The organism is Nostoc sp. (assembly GCF_035638895.1).
Taxonomy (GTDB): Bacteria; Cyanobacteriota; Cyanobacteriia; order Cyanobacteriales; family Nostocaceae; genus Nostoc.
In genome coordinates, this window is the sequence record NZ_DASQZC010000649.1 from 1 (window position 1) to 15,343 (window position 15,343).

Sequence of the window (15,343 nt, forward strand, 5' to 3'; positions counted from 1 at the left end):
GTGATAGTGGACAGGTGTACGTGAGAAAAGCCAAGGGGAGCAAAAATCGCACAATTCTCATTAAGCCGAAGCTGTGGGCGGAACTAATGGAGTTCAAAGGTCAAGCTTTACCAAAAGACGCAGTTTTCCGAAGTCAAAAAGGGGGACATCTCGACCGTCAAAACTTGCACCCTATTGTCAAAGCAATTGCAAAAGAAGCCGGATTAAGCGAACTGGTTTCAGCACACTGGTTACGTCATGCTCATGGCTCTCATGCCATTGAGCGTGGGACTAATCCGGTACTGGTGAAAGAAACTTTGGGTCATGCCAATTTAGCCATCACCGATCGCTATCTCAAAGCTAGACCTAATGACAGCAGTGCTATGAACTTGATGGATATTTGAGATTGACGCACATGACTTTTGAAAATCCAGCAGAAATTGGAACCAGTAATATTAATTGCTACTGGCAACGAAACTAGAAACAACTTTCAAATGTTAATGAGATTTTTTATCTAGCTAGCCCCCTCCATAGGCAACACCTCTTCATCGAGCCACTGATAAAAATCAGGCACAGATTGCTCCAGGCTACGTAGTTCATTTGCCGCGATCGTTTCAAGTTCCAGCACCGTCTCCCAGCGCAAATCACTCCTCCACCGCTTGAGAATACCTTTAATCGCGTCTACTCCACGAGAAATACCAGAGCGAAGTATTTCTACGCAATGAAGTAGAGTAATGCGATCTGTCGGAGGTGACTCAAATTCGGTAGTATCCTCCCCTTGGCAATGGGAGTTCCCTATAGCATCAGGGGGGGGGGCGGATACGGGCTGCTGATTCGGGTTTCCACTATACGCAGCAGGGGTTTGAGCAGCATAATAGGTTCGATTTTCTTTTTGATTACGCTTTTCCACGCGATGAGCAATTACATGCATTGCAAATTCTAATTCCTCTTTAGATAAAGAGAAAAGTTTCACCTGTTGGCCCCGCTTACCCTGCTTACGGAAAGTCAACTTTAACCCCAGCTGCTCGACTAAAGTTCCTAGCAACCAAATAGGCTTACAGTCTAGGGGAATAGTAAACCCAAGAATTGCTTTGACGTGAGCAGCACAATTTTTAGCAATCGCCGTCATCTTGAGTAAGGTAGAATCGTCGGCGGTAACTTCATCACCCCTCATTAAACTTAAGAGAATTTGATGCAGTCCCAGGTTAAATCTAGCAAGCCACCGTGCCGAGTAATTACCCCAGTCGATGCACAAAGGTAGATTGTCCCGCTCGGTGCGGTCTTTTTGGGTGACAATTGTTGGTGGCGTAGGATAACTTCGCCCAGTTTTGGGGTCAGTAAACGATTCTTCGGGTGGGGCTAAAATTGCCTCAAGTCCGGCGATTGCTCTAATTAAGCGGCCACCTTTATCTATTTCTACGAGTGATTCGGTTACTTCGATGCCGTAAGAATCAGAGATGCGGAACTTTTCACATTCAAAAATTTCATTAGGGTCAAGGTAATCTTTGCTCTGACGGGCGCGGTACTCACTCAAAGAAATATTCTTAGCCTTGGCAACAGCCGAATTGTGGGCACTATCCAAAGCTTGTGCTGCTGCTTTTAGACTTTCTCTTGCTTGAGGATCTGAATCATTTCCCACATATATAAATGTATTGCCCATTTCTGTGAGAAGCGATCGCAAATCATCACGCAAATTATTGAGAGAATAGTGGCGGTTAGCCATAATTTGACAATAAGCCTCAAGCGCCCAATCTTTCTCTGCGCCCCGCTTACCCGTTTCTCTGTCAATCCGCAACAGAAAAGCGGTCATTTCATTGGTTTGGAGCAAGCGCTCTTTAATCTTGGATGCGTTTGTATCCTTGTAACCAAAGGGAGGACGTGGGGCCACCCAAATATGAAACGGGACTTTTGGACGATAGCGGTACAGTTGTTGAGCGCACTCAGTAGCGGTTTGGGAAACGCCGTGAAACACACCGAACACTAAATCAAAATGATACTGGGAAATATCGACACCAGTACCGAGACTGGGAGATGTGAACAAGGCATCAAAGTTTTTGACGGCGTTGGTGATATCTTTGATGAAAGCAACATTTTCATCACTGCCAGAATTATCTGAATGAACAGACCAGATACGCCATTTTTTTGGTGTATGTGATTTTTCGGAGTTAGATTCTTCGTAGTTGATAGTAAAGGATTTGTCGAGTTTTTTGATGAAACGCTTACTGTCACTTGCAACCATGACTTTCTCACCAAGCATCAGCGCTGCCGAGATTTGGGCGACTAGGGCACTCTCATTATCCCCCTCGTACCAATAAATTGTGCGTGAACCGTTTCGCCACTCGTTCTTGACGATGTAAGGAATTTCCTCTTTTGGTCGCATGGAGCGGAAGAAATCCACAGTCAGGTCATCCATGTGTGCGTCAGCGATGACGACCAGTGGCGCATTGTATACTATATATTCCAGTACCTCCAAAATGGCGGCGCGATGTTGTTTGCAAGTATTACTGTGTAGTAGGTGGGTGAGGTATTGGCAGGCTTCATCTATAAATATGCAGCCGTAAGTCAGAGACTGAGTATTCAGCTTATGCAAGCTGTCAATAGTAATACTAAGGGCTTGGGCCTGGGCTAAACCTGTGTAACCCAAGTCGGAGTACATGGCTGTCTGCAAGCGTTCGGCAAGATTTTTCAGCAAATTTACGCGATGCCCATTGTTGAGGAACCGCGCGTCGGGGTTTTGGTCACGCCACCAGCGCATGAGTTGGGTTTTACCAGTACCCATGTCGCTCCACAGTACAACTAGTCCTGATTTTGGGAAATTGAAGGTAGGGGATTTCTTCGATTTGGATGAATCAACTCCGCCAGAATCCGTAGACTCCTTGTTTCTCGAATGTCCTTTTATAGATGGCGTGAAAAGTTGTTCCTTTTCAAGATCATAAAGCTCAGGCAAATTGCATTTTTCTTCAAGTTCAGGAATGCACAAAGCCTCAGAGAGATACTTGACATTAACAGTGACATCCGCCTGGTACTTGCTTAACCCCCATTTTTTAGCCCGATACGAGCGCTTGTAATCAGCAAGTGATTTAGCATCATCGATGATTGCGCTCAGTAGAGCGTTAGCATCTTCGCCCCGCGCCACAACAAAATCATCAACGCCTTTTTCTGGCCCCGGCAGTAATGCAACTTCACATTCACAATCAGCAGCTAAGATTGCTTTTGCTGTGCGAACAGTGGCTTGAAACACCGACCACCTGGTTTTAGAAGAAGTTTCGTAGTCAAATAATACAATGAACTTGCGCCCCGCCTGAGCCATTGGTACTAAGTCAGGATGCAACCGTTCATCGAAATCTTGTTTGCCCACGCGCCCGTTCCAAATTCCCGGAAGTGCGATCGCTACAAACCCCAGACTCAGCAAGCAAGCAGCCTTTTTTTCCCCTTCGCATAAGATAATTGGAATCTCTGGATGCTGTTTCACCCACTCCCAAAATATTAGTGGATTGAGTTTATCCAGCAAGCGCAGCGCCAAAACTGAATGATACCGCTTAATTAAATAGCGTTTTGCAATCTTTTCCCAGATGGGGTTAGCGACATCAAAGTAGGTAACGCGGTTGGGGGTTTTGGGTGGTGACTCGTATTTGACGGGTTTCCCTTTTTCCCAATCAATACGGGGGAAGTTCGGCTTAATCCGCCCCCATTCCATTGGTTGCCAATTGTTGAAAGGGTCAAGGGATTGAATCCATGTCCCCCCCAGCAATAGATGCTGATATTGCCTTATGTATGCATCCGTAACTCGACCGGCATTTTTTCGAGGGATTTTGTCAGAGATGAACAGGTAGCCGTAGATTGTTTCTCCTTCTATGTGGAAGAAACTGTTCTCAATCAGTGCTGGATGAATGGCACTACCAGCTAGCAACTCATGGTACTCGGCAGGCGTGAGATTGTTTGGGTATTCAATCGGGTGTTCGCTCTGCTCAACTGATACCTTACAATCTGGTTTAGGCTCAAATGGCTCTTGGTTGCCACTCTTAATTGCATTTTTATTTGTATTCACATTTTTTCCTAAAATTTTCCATGACAATTTCGGTGACATTGCACCTATGCCGCATTCATCAGTGAACAGTTATCAGTTATCAGTCATGCTGTACTGCGGGAGCAGCGTAGGGTTGTCCTTACAGCAAATCAAAGAAGGAAAAATGAATGACGATTAGCTTAACTGTTAACTGTTAACTGTTCACTGTTTTTTCGAGCTTGTGTGATAAAATCAGTTTCCTGGGTAGTAAGTTCTGCCCAGTAGTCTGCTTTTATCACCTCGTATTTTTCAGCCACAGCCCAAAAGTCCTGCCATGTAAACTCAATACGTGCAAGTACTTGCCTAATTTCACTAATAGCCTGGGGTAATAGTTGTAATTGCTCCGTCCTTGTTGCGATCGCCTCTTGTGTGGGACTAGTACCCAAAATTATCGCCGCCGCCTCAAGAGCTTGGGTATTGTTCATGGCAACGCTTAGGTTTTTCAATGCCATACCCATGAGGCGCAGACATTCAGTCGCATTTTCTTTAGGCGGAACAAGTGCAAGACTTCGCAAATCAATTGTTTTCTCCAGAGCTTGCTCTCCCTTCTTGTTTAATGCTTTAGCCCCAAGTTTAGTGTAAGTATTCCCCCAGTCTTGTAATTGATGCGGCTCAAAGGCGTTTTCCAAATCTCGAATGCGCTCTTTTAGCTGCTGGTTCTCAGTTTCCAACTGCCGTAGCGATTCCATCTCGTCTAAGCGCTGCTGCAACTGGATATTTTCCTCCTTCTGTTGCCTGTAAAGGTTTTGCAAGGATTGGATTTGCTCACTTACTTGGGCTTCGGCTCTAGCAGTGGCTTCTGACTGTAGTCCAATCCTCAATTCCTGCTGTAAGCGCTCTAACTCAAGCTTATGTTGCTCTTTGAGTGCAGCGATCGCTTCGGCATAAACTTTAGGATATGTACGCTCAGTCGATTCGGACACAATTGCGTCATCCAAATCAGTGTTGTTTACCAACAGCCTTTCACCATCGCTAAAGGTGACAATTTGCTGGGAATTATTCGGAGCCGAAGCACAAATCACTCCGGATTCCCCATAACGGGGATGTTCTGGTGATGAAATTGTGATGGCATTTTTAGGAACCAATGGTTCCTGATGGAATTTATTTTTTCCTCTTGGCATAGGAGCAATTGTATTTGCCGCAGCTGCGAAATCTGATTCGCTAGGGTTTGGGTTCGATGACAAAGCCAGCGTTATCGCAGCAATAAGTTTTTCTGGTTCTTTGGCTAACCTTAAAAGAGGACGGGCTTGGCGCTCATTTTTAATCTGTGACCCCAACTCCCCTGCTGCAACAATAACTTTTGATGCTCCTAAAAGTTGATTTATACGCCGATAGCCACCATATACATGCAATTCGCCTTGGCAATATTGTTCAAAGTTTTTGTACCCAGCGATTCTGTACATCCGCTCGTCATGCATGATGCGAACCTGTTCTACTGCTTGCAACTCAAATTGGTCTATGGCAGCGAAGGTGTCTTTGATACTGCTATTAAAATCATCGTAATGAAGTGCTGATTTGGTTTCTTCTGTATCTAGTGTCAGCATATTTCTCTCCCGTCATTAGCACAAGGAGAGGGGTTTGAAAAAAATTTTGATGTCACTTTAATCCCGACACCAAGGTGTATTGGGCATAAGTCATTTTTCACGATATTTTTCCCTGATAACTTGGTTGACAAGCTTCAGAGGGGGTTGTATCAGTTATCAGTCAACAGTTATCAAGGACTGTAAATTCCAACTGATAACTGTTGACTGATATTCGCGCTGCTACTGCTTTTTGCTACGAAATTCGGGATATTTCTTAATCAAACTTAACTTTACCTAAAATTGATGAATTTCGACAGCCAAAACACACCGTAAGGAATGGACTTTCCAAGCGGCAGATCCTATAATGGATCTTGCAGCGCGGCAAAAACTCTCGGACAAATTTAGTAGTCGTCTCCGTCGCCAAACTTCAACGGCCACTTATTTTGTTCCTTCGAGATCAACCCCGCTCTGAGGTTATATGGAATTTAAGGCCCGCACAAAGCGCTACTCCTTAGTGGCGCTTTGTACGTTAAATTCTGGTACTGTTGTATCTTCACCTCCATCCTCCTTTCAATTAGCTTGATTTTACATAACTTGTGGTCTTTCCGTATCTAACGAGATTCTGATTTTGTTTGATTCCTCCATATTTCCCAGCGTTTGTTCCAGCTTACCCTGATTGGGTAATCACTTTTTCAAGAAGCAGCACCTACCGCAGAGGTCGTTTCTGCCTTGGGCTTGCACTTAAAAACTTGTATGTTGGGTGACTCTAAGACGAACCCAAGCTCATTTGACTGACCAAGTTTGCCAGCAATCGCTGCTACCGACTGTGGGTAATTACTGGTTACATCGGTCAGTTTATTGTAAGTCTTTGGTTTAACTGTGATTGTTGTGATGCGTCCGTCACAGTTTAGATCAAACTGCTGCCAAGCGTTCTTTACGTCCTTGGGCTGTGGCAGTTCGTTGATTTTAATTGTGATTTCTAGTTTGCCTGCAATCATAGTTACCTCTTTTAAGATGCAATAGCTAATGTTGATAAAGTATCAGATGTATGGACTAGCCCCATCGGATCTGTCGTAATATACTTTTTAATCATTGGTTGTAAAGTGAAACTAATTTCTTTTGTAACTGGGTCTTTGCTGCTTTCAATTAATGACTGTCTTTCCAGTTGTTCTAATGCCTTAATCACCTCTGAAGTAGATATAGGTGTTTCCTGGCTTTTACTTGTATCACTTAATAGTTGTTCAAAACTAACTGGTTTTAAATTTAAATTTATTTTCTCTGCCAAATAAATCATGATCCGCCTCTGAGTTTCACTCAATATTTCGCCAAACATTTCGTCAAGCATTGCTTGAAACTCGCTGCTAACAAACGTAGTATACTTTCTAAAAAATTTTTCCGTACTACTAGCAAAGTAGTGGTGAATTTTCTCGACTAATGTCTCTAGTTCCAAAGGATTCCCACGATATGTATGAATTAATTTTTGACACTCATCTTTATCGGTTAGTCCATTAGCAGATAAAAGCTGCATTGCTGCTTCTGAATCTAAACCTTCAATTCTAAGATACTCAATTGGACGTTTAGCCTTCATTAAAATACCAAACTCTTCAGAGAAAATTCGATTGGTTAAAAGCAGACAGCTTTGGTGTTGCTCCTCCAATAATCGACGAAAGAGTACTTTATACTCTAGCCTCTGCTCCAATTTATTTCTATGGAACAATGCATCAGTCTCATCCAATACCAGCAAACAATTACGTGATTGCAATTGCTTCACCAACACCGAAATCATTGCTTGCGTACATTCAGGTAAATTTGAGGATGGCTCTAGGGGATCAATTAGCTCAATCAAATCAGCTACTAAGTCTTGGACTCGTGGTGCATGAGTAACTGATTTCCAAATTAAACAATCAAATCTAGGTTGAGATTCTGTACTAAGTTCTGCTAATAGTTTTGCCGCTAATGCACTTTTTCCAATTCCTGCCACTCCTACTAATGATACACAGCGTTGCTTTACTATTAATTCTTTTAAATGAGCCAGTTCCTGTATACGTCCATAAAAAGTAGATATATTAGGCGGTTGACCCTTAATTTCCTGCATAAAACCAGTGTCAAGAGGAACTTGCCCTGGATTTGAAGCAGACTGAGCAGGATACTTTTTAGCTACTTGCTCCAAAAAATATCGAAGCTTCCTTTTTCCCACTCGTTGTCCATCTCCAATTATTTTGGAGAGCAAATCCCATAACTGAGGAGCTAAACGTCGTTGCAAATAATTAACGCTGTAAGGTGAGTTTTCTGCTATCTCTACAAACTCACGACTATTCCAAGCTCCTTTCATGACAATGATCTCAGCTTCAGATAGATGTCTACCCAGTTGGGCAAACACTAAATCATTCACTGCTACCAAAGCTTCTTCAAAAGTCATTGTTTCTGAAAACCTTTGCTCTGGAGGTTCTTCTTCTGTTGTGATGATGGATGAAAAAGAAGGGACTGAAACTTTTAGTTCCCGTAAGTCACCAAAATCCATGATTATACTTGTCCTGTTGAGATAGTGAAGTCCCGTAAGGGAAGTTCCATAGATTCAAGTTAATTTAGATAGTATCTTGGATTACACTCAATATTACTAGGTTTTTTCATTTTTCATTGTCTAACTTGAAATAAGTATCAATACAAATTTCTAATGATGTTACTTATAGCTGAATGAAGGCAAAATGACAATTCGTTTGTTGAAGTAACATTATTTTCATAAGTAAAGCCGATATATAAGTAGTTTATTATACTAAAATTTTGTGGACTATTACTTAAGCCACTTATTTTTTTTACTTGCTAGCAGTAATTAAATAACAAGGACTAGATTAGTGATAAATATGTAGAATAAGGCTTGGTATAAGTTCGCAGCCTTATTAATTTACTTAGATACCTACGATTTAGTTATTGAATTGTCCACAATTTCATACAAAGCTATGGTTAAACAATTGATACTCATCTAGTAATAATTAAGCAATATTTATATATAAGTTTTCTTAATATGTCGTCTTACTGTATTAATCCCCTTTGTGACCATCGTCAAAATCCTGATGACATAGAACACTGCCTCTCTTGTGGCACTTCGCTGCTAATTAACGACCGCATTCGTCTAGTCAAACCACTGAGGCCACTTACCGATGATCCATTTAATTATTTTGAAGTTTTTGAAGTAGATGATGCTGGTACTCGTTGGAACCCTGTGCGTAAGCAACGAGTCATCAAAGTTCTGAAATGGAAATCGCCTAAATTAGTTAAATTAATTGAGCAGGAATCTCTTACTCTGCAACTAATTCAGCATCCAAACATTCCTGAAAGTACTTTAGATGATTTTTTTACTTTTGTTCCTAAAAATAGTCCTTTAACGCTGCGTTGCTTAGTTATGGATAAATTTGAGGGACAAAACTTGGAGCAATGGATAGAATTTAATGGGAAAATTTCACAATCTCTAGCGTTAGGATGGCTTAAGCAGTTAGTTGAAATTCTTGATACAGTACACCGCTCTAATTTTTTTCATCGAGATATCAAACCTTCTAATATAGTTCTCCAACCAAGTGGTCAACTGGCATTAGTTGATTTTGGTACTGCACGGCGAGTGACTGACACCTACTTGGCGAAAGTTAGTGGAAGCGGGGGAACTAGTGCAGGTAGGGAAGGAATATATGAAATTACATCCGTCATCACGCCTTGTTACACTCCAACAGAGCAAATCAATGGTCGGGCAGTACCTCAATCGGATTTCTTTTCCTTGGGTTGTACTTTTGTAAATCTAGTTACTGCAACTCCTCTAAGTAACCTCCCAACAGAGGAAAAAACAGGAAATCTGATTTGGAGAAAAGATGCACCGCAGATTGACAAACCTTTTGCTGATTTCATTGATGAATTAATGGCTTTCCTTCCAGGGCAGCGGCCGCAAACGACTGAAGTAATTTTGCAGCGGTTAGAAAAACTGCCTAAGCAAATTAAAAATTATAGATTAGCTAATTCTAAAGTTTTTAAATATAGCAAATATACATTGATGGTTTTGGGATTTGTTGGGGGTGTCTTTCTATCTATACGTCTAGCAGCTAACTATCTAGTAACTCAAGGACAAAAGTTAGAAGCAGCAAATAATTCTCAGGGAGCACAAGAGTCTTTTGACTCAGCTATAAAAATTAATCCTGAAGTGAAAAATTCTATTTCCAAGTTTTATTTTGATAAAGCATCTCGTAGTACTCAAAACCTGCGTTCAGCGAAAAAATATTATGAATTATCGATAAAATATAATAATCAAGATGTAGAAACTTATAATAATTTAGCATTTGTTTGCCAGTTATTAAATGAGTTTGAATGTGTAACAACTAATTATGAGAAAGCTTTGAAGTTGAACCCGGATAGTTGGTCAGGACATTATGGGCTAGGAACCTTTTATGATGACCAAGGAAAAAAAGATTTAGCAGAGCAGCAGTATCAGTTGGCGATAAAAATTAATAGTCAAGCAATTCCAGTTATTAATAATCTATCAAGATTGAAAAATCTAAAAGGTGACTATAATGCGGCGATTGCTCTAGCACTACAAGGGTTACAAAAAACTAAAGAACCAAAATTACAAGCTGCATTGTATAAAAACTTAGGTTGGGCGCTTTTTGAGCAGAACAAGTTGGGTCAAGCAAAGGAATATTTAGAAAAAGCCGGAGAATTAAATCCTCAAAGGGCAGACACTTACTGTTTGCTGGCACAAGTTCAAGAAGCTTTGGGTGATAACGATAATTCCTGGCTTAATTGGGAAGCCTGCTTGATACTTGAGTCGAAAGTGCCAGAAGTCTTTCGTTGGCGGGGGGATGTATTACAAAGAATTAGGCTCAAGCCTGATTCTCGACAGTTCAGGACAAACCCATAACAGGCTTTAACGCTATCAACCAAATTTTATGCTTTATTTATTCTCTACTTAGATTAAACTACAAAAAAGTAACTAGCTTTTTAAGAAGTTGTAATGCTTGCCGTACCTAGCCTAACTAAAAAACTCTTTCCAGCCCGCCGACTTACAACCCTGGTATCAATACCAACACTAATACTTTTGTTGGCTAGCAGTGCATGGGGACAGCAACGAATATTACAAAATAATTTATGTGATGAACCAAGTGGTCGAGTTTATAGCACGGGCGATCGCTTCCTAAAAACAGGAAGATATTTGTGTTTGGGAGAGCGGATCAATCCTCAAAACGGAAGCGCGGTCAAAGTTCTCTGTTTCTTAAATCGAAAAATTCTGTATTTGAAGCAGAGCACTGTTTTTAATACACAAATATGTGCGCCACCACCTAACGAAGCTGTACAGTGTTCAGTATTAAATATAGTTCCTTGTCCACATGACTATAAGGGGCCAGATGATGAAAAAAATGCCCCGATTGTAACTAGTCCTTACGGCAGTTCAATTATAGATAATAGACCAGAAATTTCTTGGCGCTCAGTGCCAGGCGCTGATAGCTATACAGTAGTAGTAAAAGGCAACGGTGTTAACTGGGAAGCCGATGTAGTAAATGCTACTCATCTATCATATCCGAAAGAGCAAAAAGAATTACAGTATGGCAACACGTATACAATCACTGTAATTAGTAATTATAGCGGCCAACCCCTGAATTATAGTCCCTTAGTAGTCCATCTTTTACCTCTTGATGATGTTCAGCAGATAAGAGATGAAGTCAAGCAAATTAAAGACTTGGGATTGTCGCCTGATGAAGCCGCTTTCCGAGATTTGGATGCTATATATATGTCAAAGCTTCTTTTAGATGAATCAATTAAGACATTAATTGCACGAGTCGTGGCAGGTAGTCAAAATCCAACTTTATACAGAGTACTAGGCGATCGCTATTTAGGAGGGTTATTACCAAACGAAGCGGAGCAGACTTACACAATAGCAGCTCAATTAGCTTTGAGCAGTAGTAATACATCTGAATTATCAAAGGTACAATCAGGGTTGAAATTGGTGAAATGGTTGAAAAATCGTTAACTTGATCATGAAATTATAGCCAGCCGCCAATAAGTAAGAACGCTGCCCAGTGGGAAGGGTGTTGATATTGAGGGTTTGATATCAGTTGCAATTGTGCAAGACGTAGTGCCTCGACTTTAGTTAAACCATCTTTCAATCGTTGATAAAATTCTTTCATCAGTAAAGCGCTAGAATCAGCATCTACTTGCCAAAGAGTGGCTATCGTACTTCTGGCTCCGGCTTGTACTGCAACTCCGGCCATTCCAAGAGCTGATCTCTTATTACCTTTTGCAGTTTGGCAAGCACTCAAAACTAATAACTCAATTCCTTCTTGGCTAGACTGAGTTTTTTCTTTGAGTAAATCATTAAATTCGGAAACAGTAATTGGTTTATCCCAAGCAAAAATCATTGTTCGGTCAGGAACAGAACTAAATTGAGCGTGAGTAGTTAGGTGAATTATTGAAAAATCATCTGTACTCAATTCTTTATCTAGCATTGGGCTAACAAAATCTTCATTTAACAATACTTTTGAAGAAGTAATTCCTTTTTTTACATTTGCTATTTCTACTTCCACCCCTGGCAATACTTTGAGTCCTTTGGGAGCATTTGGAGCGTAAAAACTAGGGCTAATCTTGCTGAGTCCAGCAATGAAAGCTTTTAACTGCTTCTGTTTTAAAAGTTTAGGTGGTTGCATTCGAGAACCGAGAGTACCTGTAATACCGTAGCGCTCAATCAGATAATTTTTCCCATCATGAAATAAGCCCATCGGTAAACTTTGCAAAGATGCATCTAAAGTAAATACTAGTGTTCCTGATGTCGGTAAATATTTGATAGGTGCAATCAATAAATTATAAAGTGCTTGTGAATGGTCAAGAATCACATCTGCACCAACATAAGCAAGATTCTTGTATTGTAAAGTATCTACAAGATTATTAATATGCCCTCTAATTAGCTGAGATTCAATAGAGTGGTGATGAAGAGGCTGTTTAGGAGATTGAGAGATTACTTCTATACTATCAACTAAATCGATTATATGAATAACTGTTGGGCTAGTATCTAAGTTTTTAATTTCATTGAAAGCTAGCAGATTAAGCTTGCGGCATTGAAGATAATTTTCTAGTTCTGCTATTTGCAGCCTTTCATTAGTCTGAATTATTTCTGAAAAATTGGGGTTAGAATCTGTTAGGAGCAGTCTCATATATTCACGATACAAAGGCTCCACTTTTTCATGGAATGAGAACTGTAAATCTGTATTAGTTGACGAAAGATTGTTGCGAACTAAAGTGACATTTTCAATCGCTGCACTATATGCTTGTAGAGCTTCTTTATATTTTCCCTGCTCCTTGTACAAAATTCCTAATTTCTGCTGCCATTGATAGGCAAGATCCCATGCGTGAACTGATTGAGCCAATCCCAAAGCTTCTTCAAAATATGGTTGTGATTGCTCTAGTTTTAATTCACCTAAAGCGCCAAAACTCTCTGACTGCAATCTTTGACTATTAGTACTTCTAGCAGTTTGTAAAGCAGATTCAGCATATTCAATAGCTAGTGAATGGAACTGTTGGTCTGGAATTTTATTCAGACTTTTAGAAAAGTTCAGCTTGGCATAAACAGAATAGCTGGCTGGTAATTGAGAAAATGTTGAATGATTTTTTAAAAGCAAATCTACAGCAGGCTGTATCTGTTGAGTAATTCTAGTACGAAGGGAGGCTAATTTTTTATTACCTAATTTTGACTCTACTGCTAACCATTGCTCAAAGTCTAACATTAAGCTCAGGTGATGTAATTGAGCTTGCAATTGTACTTCCTTCTGAATCGTACCATTCAATCCGAACCGTGAACTAGCTGTAATTTTGCTATCAGGAGAAAGGAATAGTCCTTTGGTGTCGATTTTGATATTACCGCCTTGCCCTTCAAAAGCATTCGCTGTGATGGTGCTATTTTTTATTGCAACTAGAATATCTGTGTTGATAGTGATGTTGCCGCCGTCGCCATTACCCCCAGCAGTCGCAGTAATGATACTGTCACGTAATTGTAAGTCACCAGAGTGTAAGAAAATGTCGCCTCCTTGGCCCTTGGTGCCGCCTTCTGTGCCAGCTGTGATAGTACCTCTGTCTAGATTGATACTGTCTGCGTTGATTCGGAGGGTTCCTGCATTTCCTTGTCCTGGCTGAAAGTTGAGATTTTTTGGAATTTTTTCACCACCAATATTTACTCTCCCACCATCAGTGACAGTTAATCGTTCTGCTTCGATTGTCAGATCTCCGGCCTTTCCAGTTCCTCCAGTTCGAGCTGATATTCTGCTAGGAGAATTACCAGTTAATGACTTTCCGGTTACTTGCACTTCTTCGTCAGCAGTGATAGATACGTTGCCTCCCGAACCCTGCCCAAATGTGCCTGATGATATCACTCCTCCTGAGCGTAGACTTAACCGCGCAGTTTCAATCTTGATGTTACCGCCAGATCCGGTAGATCCTCGTTGGGCTAAACTTGTTATGGAACTGCCTGCCTTGGCTGTTGGTTTTCGCAGCACTTCTACTGAATCATGAGCTAAGACCTCCATGGAACCAGCATTTCCGAAGCCATACGTACCAGCAGCGATCCCTGCTCCATCCCGGACATTTAACCGCGCAGTTTCAATATTGATGTTGCCACCAGCCCCGGTAGCTCTTGGGTAAACGAGGCTCGATATCCCAGTGTTGAAAAACGAATCAACTTCTGTTAATCCCACCAAGTTCACTGAATCTGAAGCATTAATTTTCAATGTTCCTCCCGTTCCTGCTCCTAATGTGCTGGACTCAATCTGAGAACCACCGTCTAGCATTAGCTTCCTGGCTTGTATTTGAATATTGCCACCACCATTCCCACTGGCATCAACTGCTGCTGCTCCAGACAACTGGATCTCTCCAAAGGCTGAGATGCCTGAATATCCCAATGTCCAGCCTTTATCTGTAGGAATCAGATTGACCAAACCCGCTCCAGCCACGCTGCCTAATTCAATCTGTCCCCCTGTTGTTTTAAGCGTTCCACGTGAGAGTACTATATCACCACCTACCAAAGCTAAGGTTTGATTTGGCTGCACGCGCAGACCAGAACTAGTATCTATTAAATCTGAAGTTTTTCTTATACCTTGGCCGTCTCCAAAGACGCGAATATTTCCAGGATCTGTCCCAAATCCTAATCCCACAGGCACGCTCACTGTCAACAACGGTTCTGCACAACCTTATTTATCTTCGTTGCAGGCAAAATTGCTGGCGACTGTGGAACGGGAGTACAAAATCGAGTGGAGGCAACAGAAATGATGGTGCAGCGAGGAAACAATAATTTAATGCAACAAAGTTCACTAAACTCGTTTAGTTTCAAATATTTCTCGCCACAATTCAAATTCCGGACAATTGCACCAAAGGGTAACGAACCCATCAAAAAGTTTAGTTTCTGAATTTTTAACTCCCCTTGGGAGAACTTGGATCAAGATAGGAATATCCAAATCATATTTCCAATTTTCTATTTCTTTCTGAAGTTGGGCAATAGTGTCTTGATGGAATCCTCGGTCGTTGTTGGAACGCTGGCAGCTGTTGAGAGAGAGTACAACCTTGTGTGGAGACAGCCAAAGTAAACTTGATCGTTAATGCAATAATTCAAAAATTACCTCATTGCATGAAAGCGGTAAGCGTACCACTCCGTGGAAGCAAGCTACGCGGAGCGTCTCCAAGAGTTGCCATGCCGGAATGGCCTATCGCTTCAAGAAGAAATCTGAGTAGGGAATGAGGAGTGTCCTTTTATAGCCGCCAT

The 15,343-nt window shown here is 41.3% G+C and carries 8 protein-coding genes; 3 read left to right on the top strand and 5 right to left on the bottom strand.

Going from position 1 to position 15,343, the window contains the following annotated elements:
* The coding region (locus VE944_RS30985) for a tyrosine-type recombinase/integrase (protein ID WP_324986677.1) at positions 1-383 on the top strand (383 nt) is incomplete at its 5' end.
* A gap of 110 nt (positions 384-493) precedes the next feature.
* On the opposite strand, the gene VE944_RS30990 is transcribed toward VE944_RS30985, so the two are convergent.
* The 4 genes from VE944_RS30990 to VE944_RS31005 form a co-directional block, all read right to left on the bottom strand.
* Entirely contained in the window at positions 494-3,931 is a 3,438-nt protein-coding gene (locus VE944_RS30990) for a plasmid replication protein, CyRepA1 family (protein ID WP_324986694.1), read from the bottom strand.
* Positions 3,932-4,185: 254 nt separating this feature from the next.
* A complete protein-coding gene (locus VE944_RS30995) occupies positions 4,186-5,589 on the bottom strand; it encodes a hypothetical protein (protein WP_324986679.1) in 1,404 nt (467 codons plus the stop codon).
* Positions 5,590-6,260: 671 nt separating this feature from the next.
* A complete protein-coding gene (locus tag VE944_RS31000; protein WP_324986681.1) occupies positions 6,261-6,566 on the bottom strand; it encodes a fertility inhibition FinO-like protein in 306 nt (101 codons plus the stop codon).
* A gap of 11 nt (positions 6,567-6,577) precedes the next feature.
* The gene (locus tag VE944_RS31005; RefSeq protein WP_324986684.1) at positions 6,578-8,089 is read right to left on the bottom strand and encodes a helix-turn-helix domain-containing protein; all 1,512 of its coding nucleotides are present in this window, start codon (positions 8,087-8,089) and stop codon (positions 6,578-6,580) included.
* Positions 8,090-8,590: 501 nt separating this feature from the next.
* On the opposite strand from VE944_RS31005, the gene VE944_RS31010 reads away from it, so the two are divergent.
* Together VE944_RS31010 and VE944_RS31015 are read left to right on the top strand one after the other, a co-directional pair.
* On the top strand, positions 8,591-10,465 hold the full coding sequence (locus tag VE944_RS31010; RefSeq protein WP_324986687.1) for a serine/threonine-protein kinase: 1,875 nt from the start codon (positions 8,591-8,593) through the stop codon (positions 10,463-10,465).
* A 93-nt stretch (positions 10,466-10,558) separates the two neighbouring features.
* Entirely contained in the window at positions 10,559-11,572 is a 1,014-nt protein-coding gene (locus tag VE944_RS31015; protein ID WP_324986690.1) for a hypothetical protein, read from the top strand.
* Between the two features lie 13 nt (positions 11,573-11,585).
* Here the strand turns inward: VE944_RS31015 and VE944_RS31020 are convergent, their stop codons facing one another.
* On the bottom strand, positions 11,586-14,750 hold the full coding sequence (locus VE944_RS31020; protein ID WP_324986697.1) for a CHAT domain-containing protein: 3,165 nt from the start codon (positions 14,748-14,750) through the stop codon (positions 11,586-11,588).
* Positions 14,751-15,343 lie beyond the last annotated feature (593 nt).

What these genes read in the sequence shown, in the direction of transcription:
- VE944_RS31005 (WP_324986684.1), bottom strand. Translation starts at nt 8,089, where the DNA reads ATGGATTTTGGTGACTTACGGGAACTAAAAGTTTCAGTCCCTTCTTTT.
- VE944_RS31015 (WP_324986690.1), top strand. Translation starts at nt 10,559, where the DNA reads ATGCTTGCCGTACCTAGCCTAACTAAAAAACTCTTTCCAGCCCGCCGA.
- VE944_RS31000 (WP_324986681.1), bottom strand. Translation starts at nt 6,566, where the DNA reads ATGATTGCAGGCAAACTAGAAATCACAATTAAAATCAACGAACTGCCA.
- VE944_RS31010 (WP_324986687.1), top strand. Translation starts at nt 8,591, where the DNA reads ATGTCGTCTTACTGTATTAATCCCCTTTGTGACCATCGTCAAAATCCT.
- VE944_RS30995 (WP_324986679.1), bottom strand. Translation starts at nt 5,589, where the DNA reads ATGCTGACACTAGATACAGAAGAAACCAAATCAGCACTTCATTACGAT.